This is a genomic window from Actinoallomurus iriomotensis (assembly GCF_030269445.1).
Taxonomy (GTDB): domain Bacteria; phylum Actinomycetota; class Actinomycetes; order Streptosporangiales; family Streptosporangiaceae; genus Actinoallomurus; species Actinoallomurus iriomotensis.
This window is the reverse complement of sequence record NZ_BSTJ01000011.1, coordinates 262,383-277,695: the sequence shown is the minus strand read 5'-3', so window position 1 is coordinate 277,695 and position 15,313 is coordinate 262,383. Positions and strand designations below refer to the sequence as shown.

The window sequence follows — 15,313 nt, the reverse complement described above, 5'->3', positions numbered from 1 at the left end:
GTCACCGTGTCATTAGTCGGACGAGCCCTGACGGCGGTCCTGCTGGCCGTCGTCGGGCTGGGCGCTCCGGCCCATGCCCAGACCACCTATCCCTTCCAGAATCCCAAGCTGTCGCTCGACGCCCGCGTCGACGACCTGCTGGGCCGGCTGACCCTCGACGAGAAGGTCTCGCTGCTCCACCAGTACGAGCCGGCCATTCCCCGTCTGGGGATCAAGGCGTTCAAGACGGGCACCGAGGCGCTGCACGGGGTCGCCTGGTCCACCGACATCCACAACGGCGGCGCCGTCGTCACCGCGCGGGGCACGGTCTTCCCCCAAGCCGTCGGCCTGGCCTCGACCTGGAACCCGGCGCTGATCAAGCAGGTCGGCTCGGCCGTCGGTGACGAGGCTCGCGGGTACCACACGATCGACCCGGACGTGTGGGGACTGCAACTGTGGGCGCCCGTCGTCAACCTGCTCCGCGACCCCCGCTGGGGCCGTAACGAGGAGGGGTACTCCGAGGATCCGTACCTGACCGGCGCGATCTCCACGGCGTACGGCTCCGGCATCGAGGGACCGGACCCGGACCATCTCAGGGCCGCGCCGGTGCTCAAGCACTACCTGGCCAACAACAACGAGGCGAACCGGGACACCACCTCCTCGGACCTGCGGCCGCGGGTGGAGAACGAGTACGACCAGAAGGCGTTCTCCGCCGCGATCTCGGCCGACGCGGCCACCGGCGTCATGGCGTCCTACAACCTGGTGAACGGGCGGCCCGACACGGTCGACCCGGACCTGAACGACGTCGTACGGAAGTGGACCGGGCGGGACCTGCTCAACGTCAGCGACGCCGGGGCCCCGAACAACCTGGTCGGGAGCGAGAAGTACTACCCCACCCTGGCCGCGGGTGACGCCGCGGCTCTCAAGGCGGGTCTGGACAGCTTCACCACGGACGACACCAACGCGGGCCCGACGACCACGGCCGTCAAGGAGGCGCTGTCCACGGGACTGCTCAAGGAGTCCGACGTGGACACCGCGGTGCGGCACATCCTGAGCATCCGGGTGCGGCTGGGAGACTTCGACCCGGACGGCGGGCCGTACGCCGGGATCGGCGCGGACGTGATCGACAGCCCGGCCCATCGGAAACTGGCCCGCCAGACCGCCGACCAGGCCGCGGTGCTGCTGAAGAACTCCGGCCACGCCCTGCCGCTGAGCGCCCGGACCGGCACGAAGGTCGCGGTGGTCGGCCCGCTGGAGAACACCCTCTACACCGACTGGTACTCCGCCGCGCTGCCGTACACGGTCACCCCGCTCGCCGGGATCAGGGAAAGGCTCGGCTCCGCCGGCACCGTCACCGACAGCGAGGGCGCCGACCGGATCGCGCTCAAGGACGTCGGCACCGGCAAGTACATCACCGCCGGGACGGGCGCGTCCGGGGCCGCGCTGAAGGAGAGCGCCACCAGCGCCGACAGCACCACCCAGTTCGACGTCTTCGACTGGGGCCAGGGCAAGCTCACCCTGCGCAGCGTCGCGAACGGCAGGTACGCCGGCCGGCACGACTGGGGCGACACGATCGTCAACGACCAGGCCCAGCCGAACGGCTGGTACGTCCAGCAGATGTTCACGCTGGAGAAGCAGGACGACGGCGGCTACCTGCTGCGGTACGCCGGCTACGAGACGGACGAGTCCTGGTACGGCGACAAGAAGTACCTCAAGGCCGGCGCCGACGGCACGCTCGTCCTGGCGACCAAGGACGAGGCGTCGCACTTCAGCAAGGACCTCATCGCCAGCGGCACCGACCAGGCCGTCAAGGCGGCCAAGGGCGCGGACGCCGCCGTCGTCGTGGTGGGCAGCATGCCGTTCATCAACGGCCGGGAGGCGCACGACCGCACCACGATGGCCCTCGCCGAGAGCCAGGAGAATCTGATCAAGGCGGTGCGCGCGGCCAACCCGCACACGATCGTGGTGGTGGAGAACAGCTACCCGACCACGCTGAACTGGGAGCAGGCCAACGTCCCGGGAATCCTGTGGACCACGCACGCCGGCGCGGAGACCGGGCACGCCATCGCCGACACCCTCTTCGGCGACAGCGACCCGGCGGGACGGCTCACCCAGACCTGGTACCGCTCCGACGGCGACCTGCCGGACATCCTCGACTACGACATCATCAAGTCCGACCGCACGTACCAGTACTACCGGGGCACGCCGCTCTACCCGTTCGGCCACGGCCTGTCGTACACGACGTTCCGCTACGACGATCTGCGGGTGAGCGCGGCCGGCGGGCGGGTGACCGCCACCGTCAGGGTCACCAACACCGGCAGGCGCGCCGGTGACGAGGTGGTCCAGCTGTACACCCACCAGCGGACCTCCCGCGACAAGGAGCCGGCCCGGCAGCTGCGCGCCTTCCAGCGGGTGCGTCTGAACGCGGGCCGCAGCACGACGGTACGGCTGACGTTCAATACCTCCGACCTGGCGCACTGGGACGTCACGCGGGACAGGAACGTCGTCGAGACCTCGGCGTACGACGTGCTCGTGGGCGCGTCGTCGGCCGACATCCGGCAGCGGGCCGCGCTGCGCCTGAACGGTGAGACCATCCCGGCGCGCGACCTGACGAGAACGACCCGCGCGGTCGACTTCGACGACTACCGGGGCGTCCGTCTCGTCGACGAGACAAAGGAGCGCGGTGACGCGGTCGGCGCGGCCGACGGCGACTGGCTGAGGTTCGCCGACGTGTCGCTCGGCGCCGGCGCGGCGACCTTCACCGGCTCGGCGGCGAGTGCCGGCAGCGGCTCCATCGAGGTCCACCTCGACTCGCCGGCCGGGCCGCTCGCGGGCACCGCCACGGTGGGCGGCACCGGGGACGTCTACGAGTACGCGACCACGACCGCCGCGCTGCACGGCGCGAAAGGCCGTCACGACGTCTACCTGGTGTTCCACGGCGACCTGCGACTCAGCACCTTCTCCCTGAGGGGAGCCGGGTGACCGCTCAGCCGGGGATCAAGGCCGCGGTTCCGCTCACCCTGACACCGCTGCCGTTCTCGGGAGGCACGTCGACGAGCAGGCGGCTCGGCCGGCCCATGTCCTCTCCCTGATGGATCGTGATCCGGGCGGGAGGTTCGACGAGGCCGAAGGTCCGCAGGTATCCGCCGAAGGCCGCGGCGGCGGCGCCGGTGGCCGGGTCCTCCACGACGCCGCCCGGCGGGAACGGGTCGCGTGCGTGGAAGACGGTCTCGGACTCCCGCCACACGAGGTGCACGGTCGTCCAGCCACGACGCGCCATGAGGTCGCCGAGCGCCTCCTGGTCGTAGTCGAGGTCGGCGAGCCGCGCGCGGGAGGACGCGGCGAGGACCAGGTGATCGTTGCCCGCGTTCGCGATGCGCGGCGGCAGCCGGGGATCGAGGTCCTCGGCGCTCCAGCGCAGGGCCGTCAGTGCGGTGGCGAGGTCGGCGTCGCCGGCCTCGCGGACGGCCGGGGCGACGCTTGTCAGCGTGGCGAGGATCCGGCCGTTCGCCGCCCGCGTCTCGACCCCGATCTCGCCGGCGGGGGTGAGGAACCGCAGGTCGCCGGTCCCCTGCCGCTCGGCCAGGGCGACGGCGGTGGCGATCGTCGCGTGCCCGCAGAAGGCCACCTCGGCCAGCGGACTGAAGTATCGAACTCGGAAGCGGCGCTCACCGTCGCCCCCGTCATGCGTCAGGAAGGCCGTCTCGGAGAACCCCACCTCCGCGGCGATCTCCTGCATTCGGGTGTCGTCCATCCCTCGCGCGTCGAGGAGGACCCCGGCGGGGTTGCCGCCCTCGCCGTCCACGTCGAAGGCGGTGTAACGCAGAATCTCCGGTGCCGTGTCGTTCATGCCCAGGAGTCTGCCCCCTACGATGACATCGCGTCTAACGATGGTTTCCGATGAAGGGCATTCGAACACCCGATGGACACCCGCCTGCTGACCAGCTTCCTCACCGTCCTGCGCGTGGGCGGGATCACCACCGCGGCGGCGGAGCTCGGCTTCGTGCAGTCCACCGTCACCACGCACATCCAGGCGCTGGAACGCCTGGTGGGAACGCCACTGCTCGACCGGCACCCGGCCGGCGTCTCGCCCACTCGCGCCGGCGCACTGCTCGCCGAGCACGCCCAGCGGATCCTCGACCTCCAGGAACGGATGCTCACCGAGCTCACCACCTCCGCCGCCGAGCCGACCGGCCCGGTACGGGTCTGCGCGCCGGAGTCCGTGTGCGCCTACCGCCTGGCTCCCCTCCTGCCCGAGGTGAGGACGCGGTTCCCGGACGTGGGCCTGTCACTGTTCCCCGCCGACACGCGGACGGCGCTGACCGCACTCACCGACCGCCGCGCCGACCTGGCCCTGGTGCTCGAACCCTCCGTGCAACGGCCCGACGTCGACCTGGTGGATCTGGGCGTCCAGCGGCTGTCCCTGGTCGCGGCGGCCACCACCGCCCTTCCCCGCGATCGCCCCGTCACGCCGGTCGAGCTGTCCGCGGCCGACGTCCTCCTGCTGGAGAAGGGCTGCTCCTACAGCGACGAACTCGCCGCGCTGATCGCCTCCGCCGATCCCATCGCGGACCCGCCCCGTTTCGGCGGCATCGAGACGCTGAAGCGGTGCGTCGCGGCCGGCCTCGGCGTGACCCTGCTGCCGACGGTCGCGGTCGCCGACGAGCTCGCCGACGGCCGCCTCGTCGAACTGCGCCCGCCCGCCGACCTGGCCCGGCAGCACCTGTGGCTGGCCGCGCCGTCGTCCCGCTGGAGATCCCCGGCCGTCCGGGCCGTCCACGACACCCTCCGCGAGACCGCCCCGCCGGTCCGCTGACGCGCGGGCCCCGGGCCTGCTGCGGTTTTCCGCACCCCGAGTCGGCGGTCGCCCTCATGGTGTCCTGACCTGCCGGTTTCTAGCGGCTCGCTCGTGATGTACGGCGTGGATGGCTCCTCCTACTCGCCGCCTGCGTCTATGAGGACCTCGGGCAACGGCGTGCCGCGCAGGCCAGCGGTGACGTCGCCCACCGGTTCGGGCAGGAGGCCGAACACTCCGACCTCATCATCTGGTCGTTGGAGCTCAGGGCGTGGCAAGCACTACTCGACGGCGAATACGCCGAGGCGGTCGAGATCTGCCAGGCGGGCATCGGACAGGCCGCCCCGTTCTCCTCCGCCTCGGCGCGACTGACGGCCCAGAAAGCGCGCGCGTGGGCGCGGGTGCGGGACGGCGTGGAAACGCATCGGACCCTGAATGATGCCGCCGAGATCGTAAGCAGGCTTCCCGTTCACCTCTTATCGTGTGACGGCGCGTCGCCACGGCCCGCCTCGACCTCGCGCTGATCCTCGCCGCGCGGAACGAGCATGATGAGGCCGGCCGGCTCGGAGGGCAGGCGATCGCATCGGGTCGCCTGGTGTCCTCGAACCTGTGGCGCGCGGTCGAACTCGACGACGCCCTGGCCGTCCCCGGTCGCAGAACGCCCGAGAGCGCGGCGTTCCACGAACAGGTCACCGAGCTACGGCGCGCATACCTCCCGGCGCACTGAACACGTCCCGCCGACCTACGGACCCCGGCCCGTGGGGGGCGTGGGGGGCGAAGCCCTCCACACCGGGCGTTCCAGGGGGTCGCCCCCCTGGGCCGGCACAGTCCTAGTAGTACTGGCTGAACAGGTCGGTCGTCGGCCAGGTCGTGGTCGCGTTGGCGACGTTGTGCAGCGGGGTGCTGATGGTGGTGTAGTCGTAGGGCAGCCCGGACGGGTCGTCGCGCTGGTCGAACAGCACGGCCCAGGTGATGCCGTCGTAGCGGCGGGTCACGATGGTGGTGGTGCCCTGCAGGCTGCCGTCGTGCCAGGTGTTCTGGCCACCCGTGACGTCCCGTACGAACCAGCCGAAGCCGTAGTAGGAGCCGCCGGAGTTCAGCCCGGTCTCCGGCTTGGCGAACATCGCGTCGACCGACGCCTTCGTCAGCACGCTCGTGGTCAGGTCGAAGATCTGGGTGAACTTCACGTGGTCGACCGCGGAGCTGAGCCAGCCGCCCATCGCGGTGCGGTTCTCCACGTTGAACGAACCGTACGGCGCGGGCACCGTGGTGCCGGCGGCGTCGAACACGGACGGGCCGGTGTACTGGGAGTAGTACGGCACCTCACCCGGCGCCTGCCCGCTCTGGAGCGACCTGCCCGGCCGGTTGCGGGTGATCCCCAGCGGTGAGAACACCTTCTGCTGGACGTAGGTCGCGTAGGGCAGCCCGGAGACCTTCTCCACGATCTGCCCCAGGAGCAGGTAGCCGTAGTTGCTGTAGGCGTACGTGCTGCCCGGGTCGTGGTCCAGCTTCAGCCCCGCCCCGTACTTGACCATGTCGGCCTTGCCGATCGGCAAGGGCACGCTGAGCGTGGTCGCGATCTTCCGGTCCTGGTACGTCGGGTCGGGCGTGATGTCGCGGTCCCAGCCGCCGAGGTGTTGCAGCAGCCGCCGTACGGTCACCTGGTCCAGGCGCGAGTCGGCGGTGGTGCCGGTGGGCGGCGTCATGTCGATCAGCTGGGTCACCGGCGTGGAGAGGCTGAGCGCGCCGTCCTGCACGAGCCGCATCACGGCCGTCGCGGTGATCGCCTTGCTGAGGCTGGCGAGCCGGAACAGCGAGGTGGGCTGGACGCTCAGCGTGGCGTCGTCGCTCCAGGTGTAGCCCCTCGCGAGGATGAGCTTGCCCTTGCGCATGACGGCCAGCGAGCCGCACGGGATGTTCCGTGCCTGCATCAGCGTCTTCATCGCCGTGTCGAACCCGCCCAGTCCGGACCCGGCCGACCCCGACATCCGCCACGTACGGGTGGCGGCCCGCGCGCCCCGCGTGCCGACCAGCGCGGGCGCCGCGATCCCCAGCCCCGCCACGCCCAGCAGCCGCCCGAAGTCGCGACGACTCACCCCTGCCTGCGTCAAGACGCCTCCGATGCTCCGTGATCTTCCCGGAGCACCCTAACCAAGATCGTCCCGGCAGAACGGGCGTGACGGGCGATGCCGCCGCACCGACTTACGTTGGATTAACCAGCGAGACAGTCGACCGAAACCGCATGTTCACTTTTCCGGCGGCCCGACGCCGGCGCACGCAGGGCTAAAATCGAGATAGTTCCTTATGCATAAGTAAAGAAGCAGGATAGCCACATGAGTCTCGATATCGAATGGCCACGATATCCGACCGATACCGGTCCGACCGACATTTCGTCGCCAGATATACCTGAAGCCGAGAGCGGATTCTTCGTCGACTACAAAGTCTTCGACGACGTGATCGGTGCACTACAGTGCGAGGCCGACGCTCTGAAGCCCGGAAGCCCCCCGGACTCCCGGCCGGATAACCTCACGCAGTGGACGACCTTTATCAAAGAGCTCGAATCAGACGATCCCGGTTATTTCCTCGTCGGCGACTATCCGGCCGGGCTGGGCCTGGTCAACTCCTGCTACCAGGCCGCGGGGGTGCTGTACGCGATCGGGTACTACTACCACAGCCTGTTCGCCACTGTGGCCACCCTCGTCGCCGAAACGAAAAAGCAGCATCTGGCCGCGGAGGACCACGCCGGTGACATCCTCGCCAAGACCAATGCCACACGGCTTACTCCTGACGGACTGACGAACTTTCCGGAATTCTCCGGCGGTGTGCCCGGGCCACTGATCGAGGATGGGAACGCATGGAAAGAGAACCATGACCTGGGCTACTATTACGACCACATCCGCCAGAAGGCGACCGATGGTGACTGGGATGCCGGCTACGACGACCTGTACAAGATGGTTCACTCACTCCGGCCCGACCTGATGGACATCGCCGGGACGCGCTTCCATGGTTTGGCGAACGGCATCGAGGACTCCCGGAAGGTGCTGTACGAACAGGCATCCGACCTGGCGAAAGGATGGCACGGGGCAACGGCCGGAGTGGCCTTGCGCTGCATGGAGCGCCTTTATGATCTCGGCGCGCACATCGTGAGCGCGGCATGGTTGAGCGGAAGCGCACTCCAGTGGCACGCCGACAAGCAGCGCGCCTGGCAGAGGGCCGTGAAACCGAAAGACGACCTGTCGGAGTTCTTGGACGACTGGATGCCCTGGAACCACGTCGGCGACGAGCTGAAGAAGGCGATCCAGCAGCAGACGGTCGAAACGACCAACGCCTTCCCTACCAGCGTCGCGAGCCCGTTCTTCTCCTGACCGCGGCATGACGCGGGGGCGCGGGGGGCGGAACCCTCACATCGGGGATTCCAGGGAGCCGCCCCCTGGACCGGCACCACGCAGGCGGGTGAGCAGGGCGAGGAGTTCGGTGGCCACCTCGTCCGGGGCCTCGTAGACCGGGGTGTGGCCGGTGTCCAGCAGGTGCAGCCGCGCGCCCGGGATGGCGTCGGCCAGCTCTCGTGCCTGGTCCGGTGTTCTCGTCGGGTCACGCCGGCCGTGCAGCACGGTGACCGGGCAGTCGATCCGGGCCAGTTCCGGCGTCAGGTCCAGGTCCCGTTGACTGCGCAGGGCGTCCAGCGCCGCCTGGACGGGCACCGCGGCGGCGTAGTCGAGCAGTTCGTCGCGGAAGGCCGGATCGGGCGGCGTGGCGAATGACCGGTCCAGCACACCGGCGTGCAACCGCGGGCCCCAGTCGGTGGCCAGCGCGGTCAGGATGGCGTCCACATCGCCGTGGCCGCGCATGTGCGCGCCGGTGTCGACCAGTAGCAGACCGGCCACCAGGCCGGCGTGGGCGGCAACCAGCCGCAGCGCGATGGCGCCGCCGGTGGAGTGCCCGACGACGACGACCGGTGCGCCGTGCCGCCGCGTGATGTGCGCGGCGAGCCGGTCGGCGACCGTGCCGAGGTCCCAGGGACCGGGTTCGGTCATCCAGGACACCGCGTCGAACTCGACCTGCCCCGCCAGCCGCCCCGCCAGGGGCCGGAACACCGCGGGCGCGCACAGCGTCCCGGGAACGGCCAGCACCACCGGCCCGCGTACGCCTCGCTCATCGTCTCCGGTCGGCATCGCCCCTCCTCGCGCCGACCCTAACGGCCCGAGCGGCCCCGGCGATACGTCAGCCCGGCGGGCGGTCCAGGTGGGCGGAGACGACGACGTTCTGCGGGGTGTCGCGGCGTCGGCGGTCCGCTCCGGCGCGTACGGAGATCAGGCGGAGCTCGGGGCGGCCGGTGGTCGAGCGCTCGCGGGCGATGGCGTGGCGGACCGCGTCGGAGGAGTTCCGGTGGCCGAACGGGACCTTCGCAAGCCGGCGTACGGAGTCGACCTTGAACCAGGCGACGCTGTGGTCGTGCCGGACCACCTTCACCCGGTCGCCCTCGGCGACCTTCGTCAGGCGGTGGAAGGCGGCCGGGCCGCGTTCGGGGTCGACGTAGCCGACGATGATCTCGGGTGACTCCTTGTCGCCGGCGCGGTGGACCACGGCGCTCTTGCCCTCCGGACCCGCGCTCGACGGTGACGCGTGGGACGTGCGCCGGCGGATCGCACGGACGGGGATGTTCGCGTCGCCCAGGACGGCCCGCTCGGGGCTCGACGACTGCCGGGCGGGAACGTGCCGGCGCGCCCAGCCACCGTGCGCCTGGTGCATGCCGGTGAGAATGGCGGCCGTGAGCAGGACGGCCGCGGCGGCGTTTCCGTTCGACACGTAAGGGTGATACCCGAGCCCGTCGGCCGAATACCAGATCACCCGGCAAAAATGACAGCAAGCCAAAGTTAAAATGGCACGACAGGCCACAATCCGGGCATTCCTTCGCGACGGTCTTTCCCCACTCGCATTTCTGTACCCTGGCGACTTCATTCCATGAGGGCGCGGTCAGAATGCGACAGGGGGCTTCATGAAGGGCATTCGAGGACGTATCACGGCGCTCGGCGCCGCGAGCGTACTGGCGGTCATCGCGCTGCCACCGGACACGGGCGCGTGGGCCGACGGCTCCTGCACCGGGGTCACCTGCCCGGTCACGGAGCGGGCGCACACCCTTCCGGCCCTGGTGGACGCACGCCCCGACGTCCCGCGGACTCCCGGGGCGGCGGCGGCCGCGGCCCGGGCGGCGCTCCGCGACCGGCCGGACGCGTGCGGCGGCCCGTACGTCAAGGGCCACGGCGAACTCGGCCCCGCTCATCTCCCCCGTGCCGGCTATTTCGGATCCCTGGTCCGCGGCTATGTCCGGTACGGCGGACTGAGCCCGGCGGAATTCACCTACCGCTACTGGGACGGGGCGGCCAATCCGGCATACTGGCGCTATCCACCGGATCTCGGATTCGCCCATTCCGGCGGCTGGAGCAACGGCCGCATTCTTCGCGAACGGGAGACACTTCCCGAAGGATCACTCCTCGACCGCTTCGGCAGCCCGTACGGCGCCTTTCTCGCCCCTGCGGGCAGCGCCTTCGGCGCCCGCGCACTGCCGCCGGACAGCCTCAACACGAAAAGCGAGGACCCGGCGCATCTGTGCAATTACCACCTCTACCGGGTGAACCGGGCGTTCGACGTCGACGCCGGCCCGATCGCGCCCGCCTTCCAGCAGCGGGGCGGAGGCCGGCAGTACGTGCTGATGAGCGCCTACCTGCCGGGCGCGCCGTCGTCGGTGAACGTCATGTGGCTCGTCGCCAACGGGTACCTGAGCGTCATCTACTGATCCAGCGCCTCGGGATCGCGCGCGAGCACCGAGCGGCCGCCGTCCACCGGCACGGTCGCGCCGGTGACGAAGCTCGCGTCGTCCGAGAGCAGGTGGGCGATCGCCGCCGCGACCTCATCCGGCCGGCCCACGCGGCCGGCCGGATGGATGCGGGCCATCTCCTCCTCGATCCACGCGGCCGCGTCCGGTTCCCGGCCCGCGAGGAGGTCCGCGTACCGCTTGGTGCCGACGGACCCCGGCGCGACCGCGTTGACGCGGATCCCCCGCCGTCCGTACTCCACCGCGAGCGCCCTGGTCAGCCCCTCGATCCCGGCCTTGGCCGTCACGTACGGCACACAGCCCGGGACCGCGCGGACCGCCTGGTGCGAGGAGACGTTGACGATGGCCCCGGGAGTCCCGGCGGCCAGGAACCTCCGCACGGCGGTCGCACAGCCGACCAGGGCGAGGCCGAGGTTCAGCGAGACGCGGTCCAGAACCTCCCGTACCGGCCCGGTGTGGAAGGACGCCGCCGCCCCGAACACCGCCGCGTTGTTGACCCAGCCGGCGAGGGGCGCGGCGGCCTCGGCCAGGTCGGCGGCGCGCTCCGCGACGCTCTCGTCCGCGGCGTCGCCGGTCAGCGCGACGACACGCCCACCCGCCCAGTCCAGCGCCGCCGGATCACTTTCGATCACCACGACGGTGCCGCCGTCGCGCGCGAGGCGCTCGGCCACCGCGCGGCCGATGCCCCGGCCTCCTCCCGTGACCACGTACGAACGGTCCATGGCTTCTCCTTTCGCCGTTCTTGCCCTAGTGTGGCAAAAAACTTCGATCGAAACAGTTCGATGACCACCATCAGAGATGTGGCCGTCGAGGCGGGCGTCAGCGTCTCGACGGTGTCGCTGGCGCTCAACGCGCCCGAGCGGGTCAGTGAGCCGACCCGCCGCAGGGTCCTGGCGGCCGTCGACGCGCTCGGCTTCGTACCGAAGGCCGACGCCGTCGCGCGGGCGCGGCGCGGGGCCGGCCGGATCGGCGTGCTCGCGGCGTTCTCCGCCTACCGCTCGGCCGCCCGCCGGGTGAACGGCGTGATGAGCGCCACCGGCAGCCGCCCGCTGGAGATCGTGCTGTTCGACCAGGAGTCGTCCGCCCGGAGCGCCTCGCCGCTCCTGGCAAGCCTGCCGGTCACCGGCCGGCTCGACGGGATCATCCTGGTGAGCCGGCCGCTGGACGACGCGGTGGCCACCCGGCTGCGTGACCTGCGCCTCCCCACCGTGCTGGTGGACGTGCACCACTCCGGTTTCGACTCCGTCCACACCGACGATGAGGCCGGTGGGCGGCTCGCCGCCGGGCACCTGCTCTCCCGCGGGCACGCGAGGTTCGCCTTCCTCGGCGAGGAGCAGCGGTCCGACCGGTACGTGTCCCCGTCGCAGCGGCGGCTCGCGGGCTTCCGCACCGCCCTGGCCGAGGCCGGTCACACGCCCGTCGTACGGCTCGCCCGGCATGAGGTGGGCCAGGCCCTGGCCACCGCGCGCGAACTGCTGGCCGCGGAGCCGCGTCCGACCGCGGTCTTCGCCGCCGACGACACGCTGGCGGCCGGGGTCATGCGGGCCGCCCACGAACTCGGCCTCGCCGTGCCCGCGGACGTCGCCGTGGTCGGCTTCGACGACGGCGAGCTGGCCGAGGCGCTCGGCCTGACGACCGTACGGCAACCGCTGGAGGAGTCCGGGCGTGCGGCGATGGAGCTGCTGCTGCGGCAGATCGACGGCGGGACCGGAGCCGTACGGGAGATCATGCTCCGGCTCGAACTGACCGTCCGCGGCTCCACCTGAGGAATTCGTGGCCGCACCAGGTCGTTTTCCCTTTGATGGACCCGTTGTCACTGGCCGACCAGCTGAACGCGGAGCGCGAGAAGACGCTCGAGCGCATCGCGGCGCTCGCGCACGACCGCGAGGGCGTCATCGAGTCCTGTGTCTCGACCGGCGTGGACGACGAACACGACCCGGAGGGCGCCACGATCGCGTTCGAACGCGCCCAGATCGAGGCCCTGCTGGACCAGTCGCGCCGTCACCTGTCCGACCTGGACCGCGCCCTGCGCCGGCTCGACGAGGGCGCGTACGGCCGGTGCGAGGTCTGCGGCGCCCCGATCGCCGCCGAACGCCTGGCCGCACGCCCCACGGCACTCACCTGCATCGCCTGCGCCTCGCGGCGTTGAGCGAGTTCTCACGCGGCTTTAATGATCGCCTCATGGGAGGCCAATCTCGGGCGCCGACCGTGGATCCATGAGCCTGCCGACGTCTGTCTCCCTGCCTCCCGGGCGCGCCGTGCCGGCGGCCCGAAGCCCCCGCGGCTCCTCCGACGACCCGGTCTGGGCACGCCCGGCGCTCCTCGTGCTGCTCGCCGCCACGGCCGTGCTGTACGTCTGGGGGCTGGGCGCCTCACACTGGGCGAACGCGTTCTACTCGGCGGCGGTACAGGCGGGCGCGCACAGCTGGAAGGCGTTCTTCTTCGGCTCCTCCGACGCGGCGAACTTCATCACCGTCGACAAGACGCCACTGGCCCTGTGGCCGATGGACCTGGCGGCGCGCCTCTTCGGGGTGAACTCCTGGAGCATCCTCCTGCCACAGGCCCTCATGGGCGTCGCCACGGTCGCGCTGCTCCACGCGAGCGTACGGCGCTCGCTCCGGCCGCTCGGCCCGCGCACCGCCGCGGGCGGCGCGCTTCTGGCCGGGGCCGCCCTCGCGACGACGCCGATCGCCGCGCTGATGTTCCGCTACAACAACCCGGACGCGCTGCTGGTCCTGCTGCTGACCGCCGGCGCGTACGCGCTGCTGCGCGCCCAGGAGCGGGCGAGCACGCGGTGGCTGGTCGTGGCGGCGAGCTGCGTGGGGCTGGCGTTCCTGGCCAAGATGCTGCAGGCGTTCCTGGTGCTGCCCGCGTTCGGGCTGGTGTACCTGATCATGGCGCCGGCTCCCCTGCGCCGCCGGCTGTGGCAGCTGGCCGTCGCCGCGATCGCGCTGATCGCCTCGGCCGGCTGGTGGGTCGCGATCGTCGCCGTCGTCCCCGCGGGCTCGCGGCCGTACATCGGCGGCTCCCAGCACGACAGCGTGCTCGAACTCGCCCTCGGCTACAACGGCATCGGCCGTCTCAGCGGCAATGAGACGGGCGGCCTGGGCAACACGAACCAGGACGCGGGCTGGACGCGCATGTTCGGGCTGGAACTCGGCGGGCAGATCGCCTGGCTGCTCCCCGCCGCGCTGATCCTGCTGGTAGCCGGCCTGGGGGTGATCGCCGCCGGTCACGTACGCCGCGCCGCTCTGGACGCCGGACCTCGGCCTGCCGTGTCCGCCGGGGACGAGGACGGGGCGAGCACCGACGCTCTTGAGACGGATGAGGCGTCCGCCGCGTCCGCCGCGTCCGCCGCGTCCGCCGCGTCCGCGACCAAGGATCGCGCATCCGAGGCTTCGCAGACCGGGAGCTCACGAGCCGGGATTCCGCGAGCCGGGATCTCACGAGCCGGGATTCCGCGGGCCGGCATCTCACGGGCCGGGATTCCGCGGGCCGGCGGCCCGACGTCCGGTGGCCTGCGGGCCGACGGCGGGGCGGCCGCGTTCTTCGTGTGGGGTGGCTGGCTGCTGGTCACCGACGCGGTGTTCAGCCTGATGCAGGGCATCTTCCACGGCTACTACACGGTCGCGCTCGCGCCGCCGATCGCGGCGCTCGCCGGGCTGGGCGGCGCGCTCCTGTGGGTCCGGCGCCGGCATCCGGTGGCCGTGGGCGCGCTGGCCGCGACCGTCGTGGTGACGGCCTGGTGGTCGTACCGGCTGCTCGGGCGTACGCCGGACTTCGCGCCGTGGCTGCGCCTTCCCGTGCTGGCCGGCGGCCTGATCGCCGCCGCCGGGTTGATCGCGGGATGCTGGCTCTCCCGCCGCTCACCGGGCCTCGCCGGACGGGTGCTGGTCGCCGGCGGCGTCGTGGCGGTCGTGATCTCGCTCGCGGGACCCGCGGCGTACGCCGTGGACACCGCGGCCACCGCGCACAACGGCGCCATCCCGTCGGCCGGACCGTCCGGAATGGGCGGCCCGGGGGGAATGCGCGGTCGCGGGGGCTTCCCCGGCGGCCCGCGGAACGGGACACCGAACGGTACGCGCGGCGGGCAGAGCGGCCTCCCGGGAACGGGCGGTTTTCCCGGAACGGGCGGCGGACAGGCCGGAATGCCGGGAGCGGGCGGCTTTCCCGGAGCGGGCGGCGGACAGGCCGGAATGCCGGGAACGGGCGGCTTTCCCGGAACGGGCGGCGGACAGGCCGGCATGCCGCAGCCGCCGAACGGCACCGGCGGCCAGAATCCGGGCGGCGGCATGGGCGGCGGGACGCGCCGCGGCGGCATGGGCGGGCCCGGCGCGCTGCTCGACGCCCCCACGCCCAGCGCGGCCCTGACCGCACTGTTGAAGCAGAACGCGGGCAGGTACACGTGGGCCGCCGCCACGGTCGGCTCCAACAGCGCCGCCGGATACCAGCTCGCCACGGGTGAGCCGGTCATGGCGCTCGGCGGGTTCAACGGCACCGACCCGGCGCCCTCGCTGGCCCGGTTCCAGCACTACGTGCGCGAGAAGAAGATCCACTACTTCATCGCCACGTCGCCGCCCATGGGCGGCGGTCGCGGAAGTTCCGGCAGCGACGACGCGCAGCAGATCTCCGCGTGGGTGGCCAAGACGTACACCGCCAAGACCGTCGGCGGCACAACGGTCTATGACCTCGGGTAGGAGCTCCGG

At 71.4% G+C, this 15,313-nt stretch carries 14 protein-coding genes; 9 read left to right on the top strand and 5 right to left on the bottom strand.

Annotated features, from left to right (window positions below):
• Positions 1 to 6 precede the first annotated feature (6 nt).
• Positions 7 to 2,961, top strand: a complete 2,955-nt coding sequence (locus QSK37_RS38250) for a glycoside hydrolase family 3 C-terminal domain-containing protein (RefSeq protein WP_285630840.1) — start codon at positions 7 to 9, stop codon at positions 2,959 to 2,961.
• 4 nt (positions 2,962 to 2,965) lie between these two features.
• On the opposite strand, the gene QSK37_RS38245 is transcribed toward QSK37_RS38250, so the two are convergent.
• The gene (locus QSK37_RS38245) at positions 2,966 to 3,829 is read right to left on the bottom strand and encodes a PhzF family phenazine biosynthesis protein (protein WP_285630838.1); all 864 of its coding nucleotides are present in this window, start codon (positions 3,827 to 3,829) and stop codon (positions 2,966 to 2,968) included.
• Between the two features lie 72 nt (positions 3,830 to 3,901).
• On the opposite strand from QSK37_RS38245, the gene QSK37_RS38240 reads away from it, so the two are divergent.
• The 3 genes from QSK37_RS38240 to QSK37_RS38230 all read left to right on the top strand — a co-directional run bounded on the left by QSK37_RS38240 (position 3,902) and on the right by QSK37_RS38230 (position 5,501).
• A complete protein-coding gene (locus tag QSK37_RS38240) occupies positions 3,902 to 4,795 on the top strand; it encodes a LysR family transcriptional regulator (RefSeq protein WP_285630836.1) in 894 nt (297 codons plus the stop codon).
• Positions 4,796 to 5,031: 236 nt separating this feature from the next.
• On the top strand, positions 5,032 to 5,298 hold the full coding sequence (locus QSK37_RS38235) for a hypothetical protein (protein WP_285630833.1): 267 nt from the start codon (positions 5,032 to 5,034) through the stop codon (positions 5,296 to 5,298).
• Between the two features lie 71 nt (positions 5,299 to 5,369).
• The gene (locus QSK37_RS38230; protein ID WP_285630830.1) at positions 5,370 to 5,501 is read left to right on the top strand and encodes a hypothetical protein; all 132 of its coding nucleotides are present in this window, start codon (positions 5,370 to 5,372) and stop codon (positions 5,499 to 5,501) included.
• Between the two features lie 103 nt (positions 5,502 to 5,604).
• Here the strand turns inward: QSK37_RS38230 and QSK37_RS38225 are convergent, their stop codons facing one another.
• Positions 5,605 to 6,870: a serine hydrolase domain-containing protein gene (locus tag QSK37_RS38225; protein ID WP_285630827.1), complete on the bottom strand. Its 1,266-nt coding sequence runs from the start codon at positions 6,868 to 6,870 to the stop codon at positions 5,605 to 5,607.
• Between the two features lie 237 nt (positions 6,871 to 7,107).
• Here QSK37_RS38225 and QSK37_RS38220 point away from each other — a divergent pair, with 237 nt between their 5' ends.
• Positions 7,108 to 8,139, top strand: coding sequence for a hypothetical protein (locus QSK37_RS38220; protein ID WP_285630824.1), 1,032 nt, complete (start codon positions 7,108 to 7,110; stop codon positions 8,137 to 8,139).
• A gap of 36 nt (positions 8,140 to 8,175) precedes the next feature.
• On the opposite strand, the gene QSK37_RS38215 is transcribed toward QSK37_RS38220, so the two are convergent.
• Together QSK37_RS38215 and QSK37_RS38210 are read right to left on the bottom strand one after the other, a co-directional pair.
• A complete protein-coding gene (locus QSK37_RS38215; protein WP_285630821.1) occupies positions 8,176 to 8,946 on the bottom strand; it encodes an alpha/beta fold hydrolase in 771 nt (256 codons plus the stop codon).
• A 49-nt stretch (positions 8,947 to 8,995) separates the two neighbouring features.
• Positions 8,996 to 9,580 carry a class F sortase gene (locus tag QSK37_RS38210; protein WP_285630818.1) on the bottom strand — a complete coding sequence of 195 codons (585 nt, stop codon included), beginning with the start codon at positions 9,578 to 9,580 and terminating at the stop codon, positions 8,996 to 8,998.
• Between the two features lie 190 nt (positions 9,581 to 9,770).
• Here QSK37_RS38210 and QSK37_RS38205 point away from each other — a divergent pair, with 190 nt between their 5' ends.
• Positions 9,771 to 10,568 carry a TNT domain-containing protein gene (locus tag QSK37_RS38205; protein ID WP_285630815.1) on the top strand — a complete coding sequence of 266 codons (798 nt, stop codon included), beginning with the start codon at positions 9,771 to 9,773 and terminating at the stop codon, positions 10,566 to 10,568.
• On the opposite strand, the gene QSK37_RS38200 is transcribed toward QSK37_RS38205, so the two are convergent.
• Positions 10,562 to 11,329: an SDR family NAD(P)-dependent oxidoreductase gene (locus QSK37_RS38200; protein WP_285630812.1), complete on the bottom strand. Its 768-nt coding sequence runs from the start codon at positions 11,327 to 11,329 to the stop codon at positions 10,562 to 10,564. The two genes, QSK37_RS38205 and QSK37_RS38200, sit on opposite strands and share 7 nt — an antisense overlap.
• A gap of 60 nt (positions 11,330 to 11,389) precedes the next feature.
• On the opposite strand from QSK37_RS38200, the gene QSK37_RS38195 reads away from it, so the two are divergent.
• From QSK37_RS38195 to QSK37_RS38185, 3 genes are all read left to right on the top strand, one after another.
• Positions 11,390 to 12,373 (top strand): LacI family DNA-binding transcriptional regulator, encoded by a 984-nt coding sequence (locus tag QSK37_RS38195; protein ID WP_285630810.1) that lies wholly within the window; start codon positions 11,390 to 11,392, stop codon positions 12,371 to 12,373.
• 44 nt (positions 12,374 to 12,417) lie between these two features.
• Entirely contained in the window at positions 12,418 to 12,756 is a 339-nt protein-coding gene (locus QSK37_RS38190; RefSeq protein WP_285630807.1) for a TraR/DksA family transcriptional regulator, read from the top strand.
• A 67-nt stretch (positions 12,757 to 12,823) separates the two neighbouring features.
• A complete protein-coding gene (locus QSK37_RS38185; protein WP_285630804.1) occupies positions 12,824 to 15,304 on the top strand; it encodes a glycosyltransferase family 39 protein in 2,481 nt (826 codons plus the stop codon).
• The last annotated feature ends 9 nt before the right edge of the window (positions 15,305 to 15,313 follow it).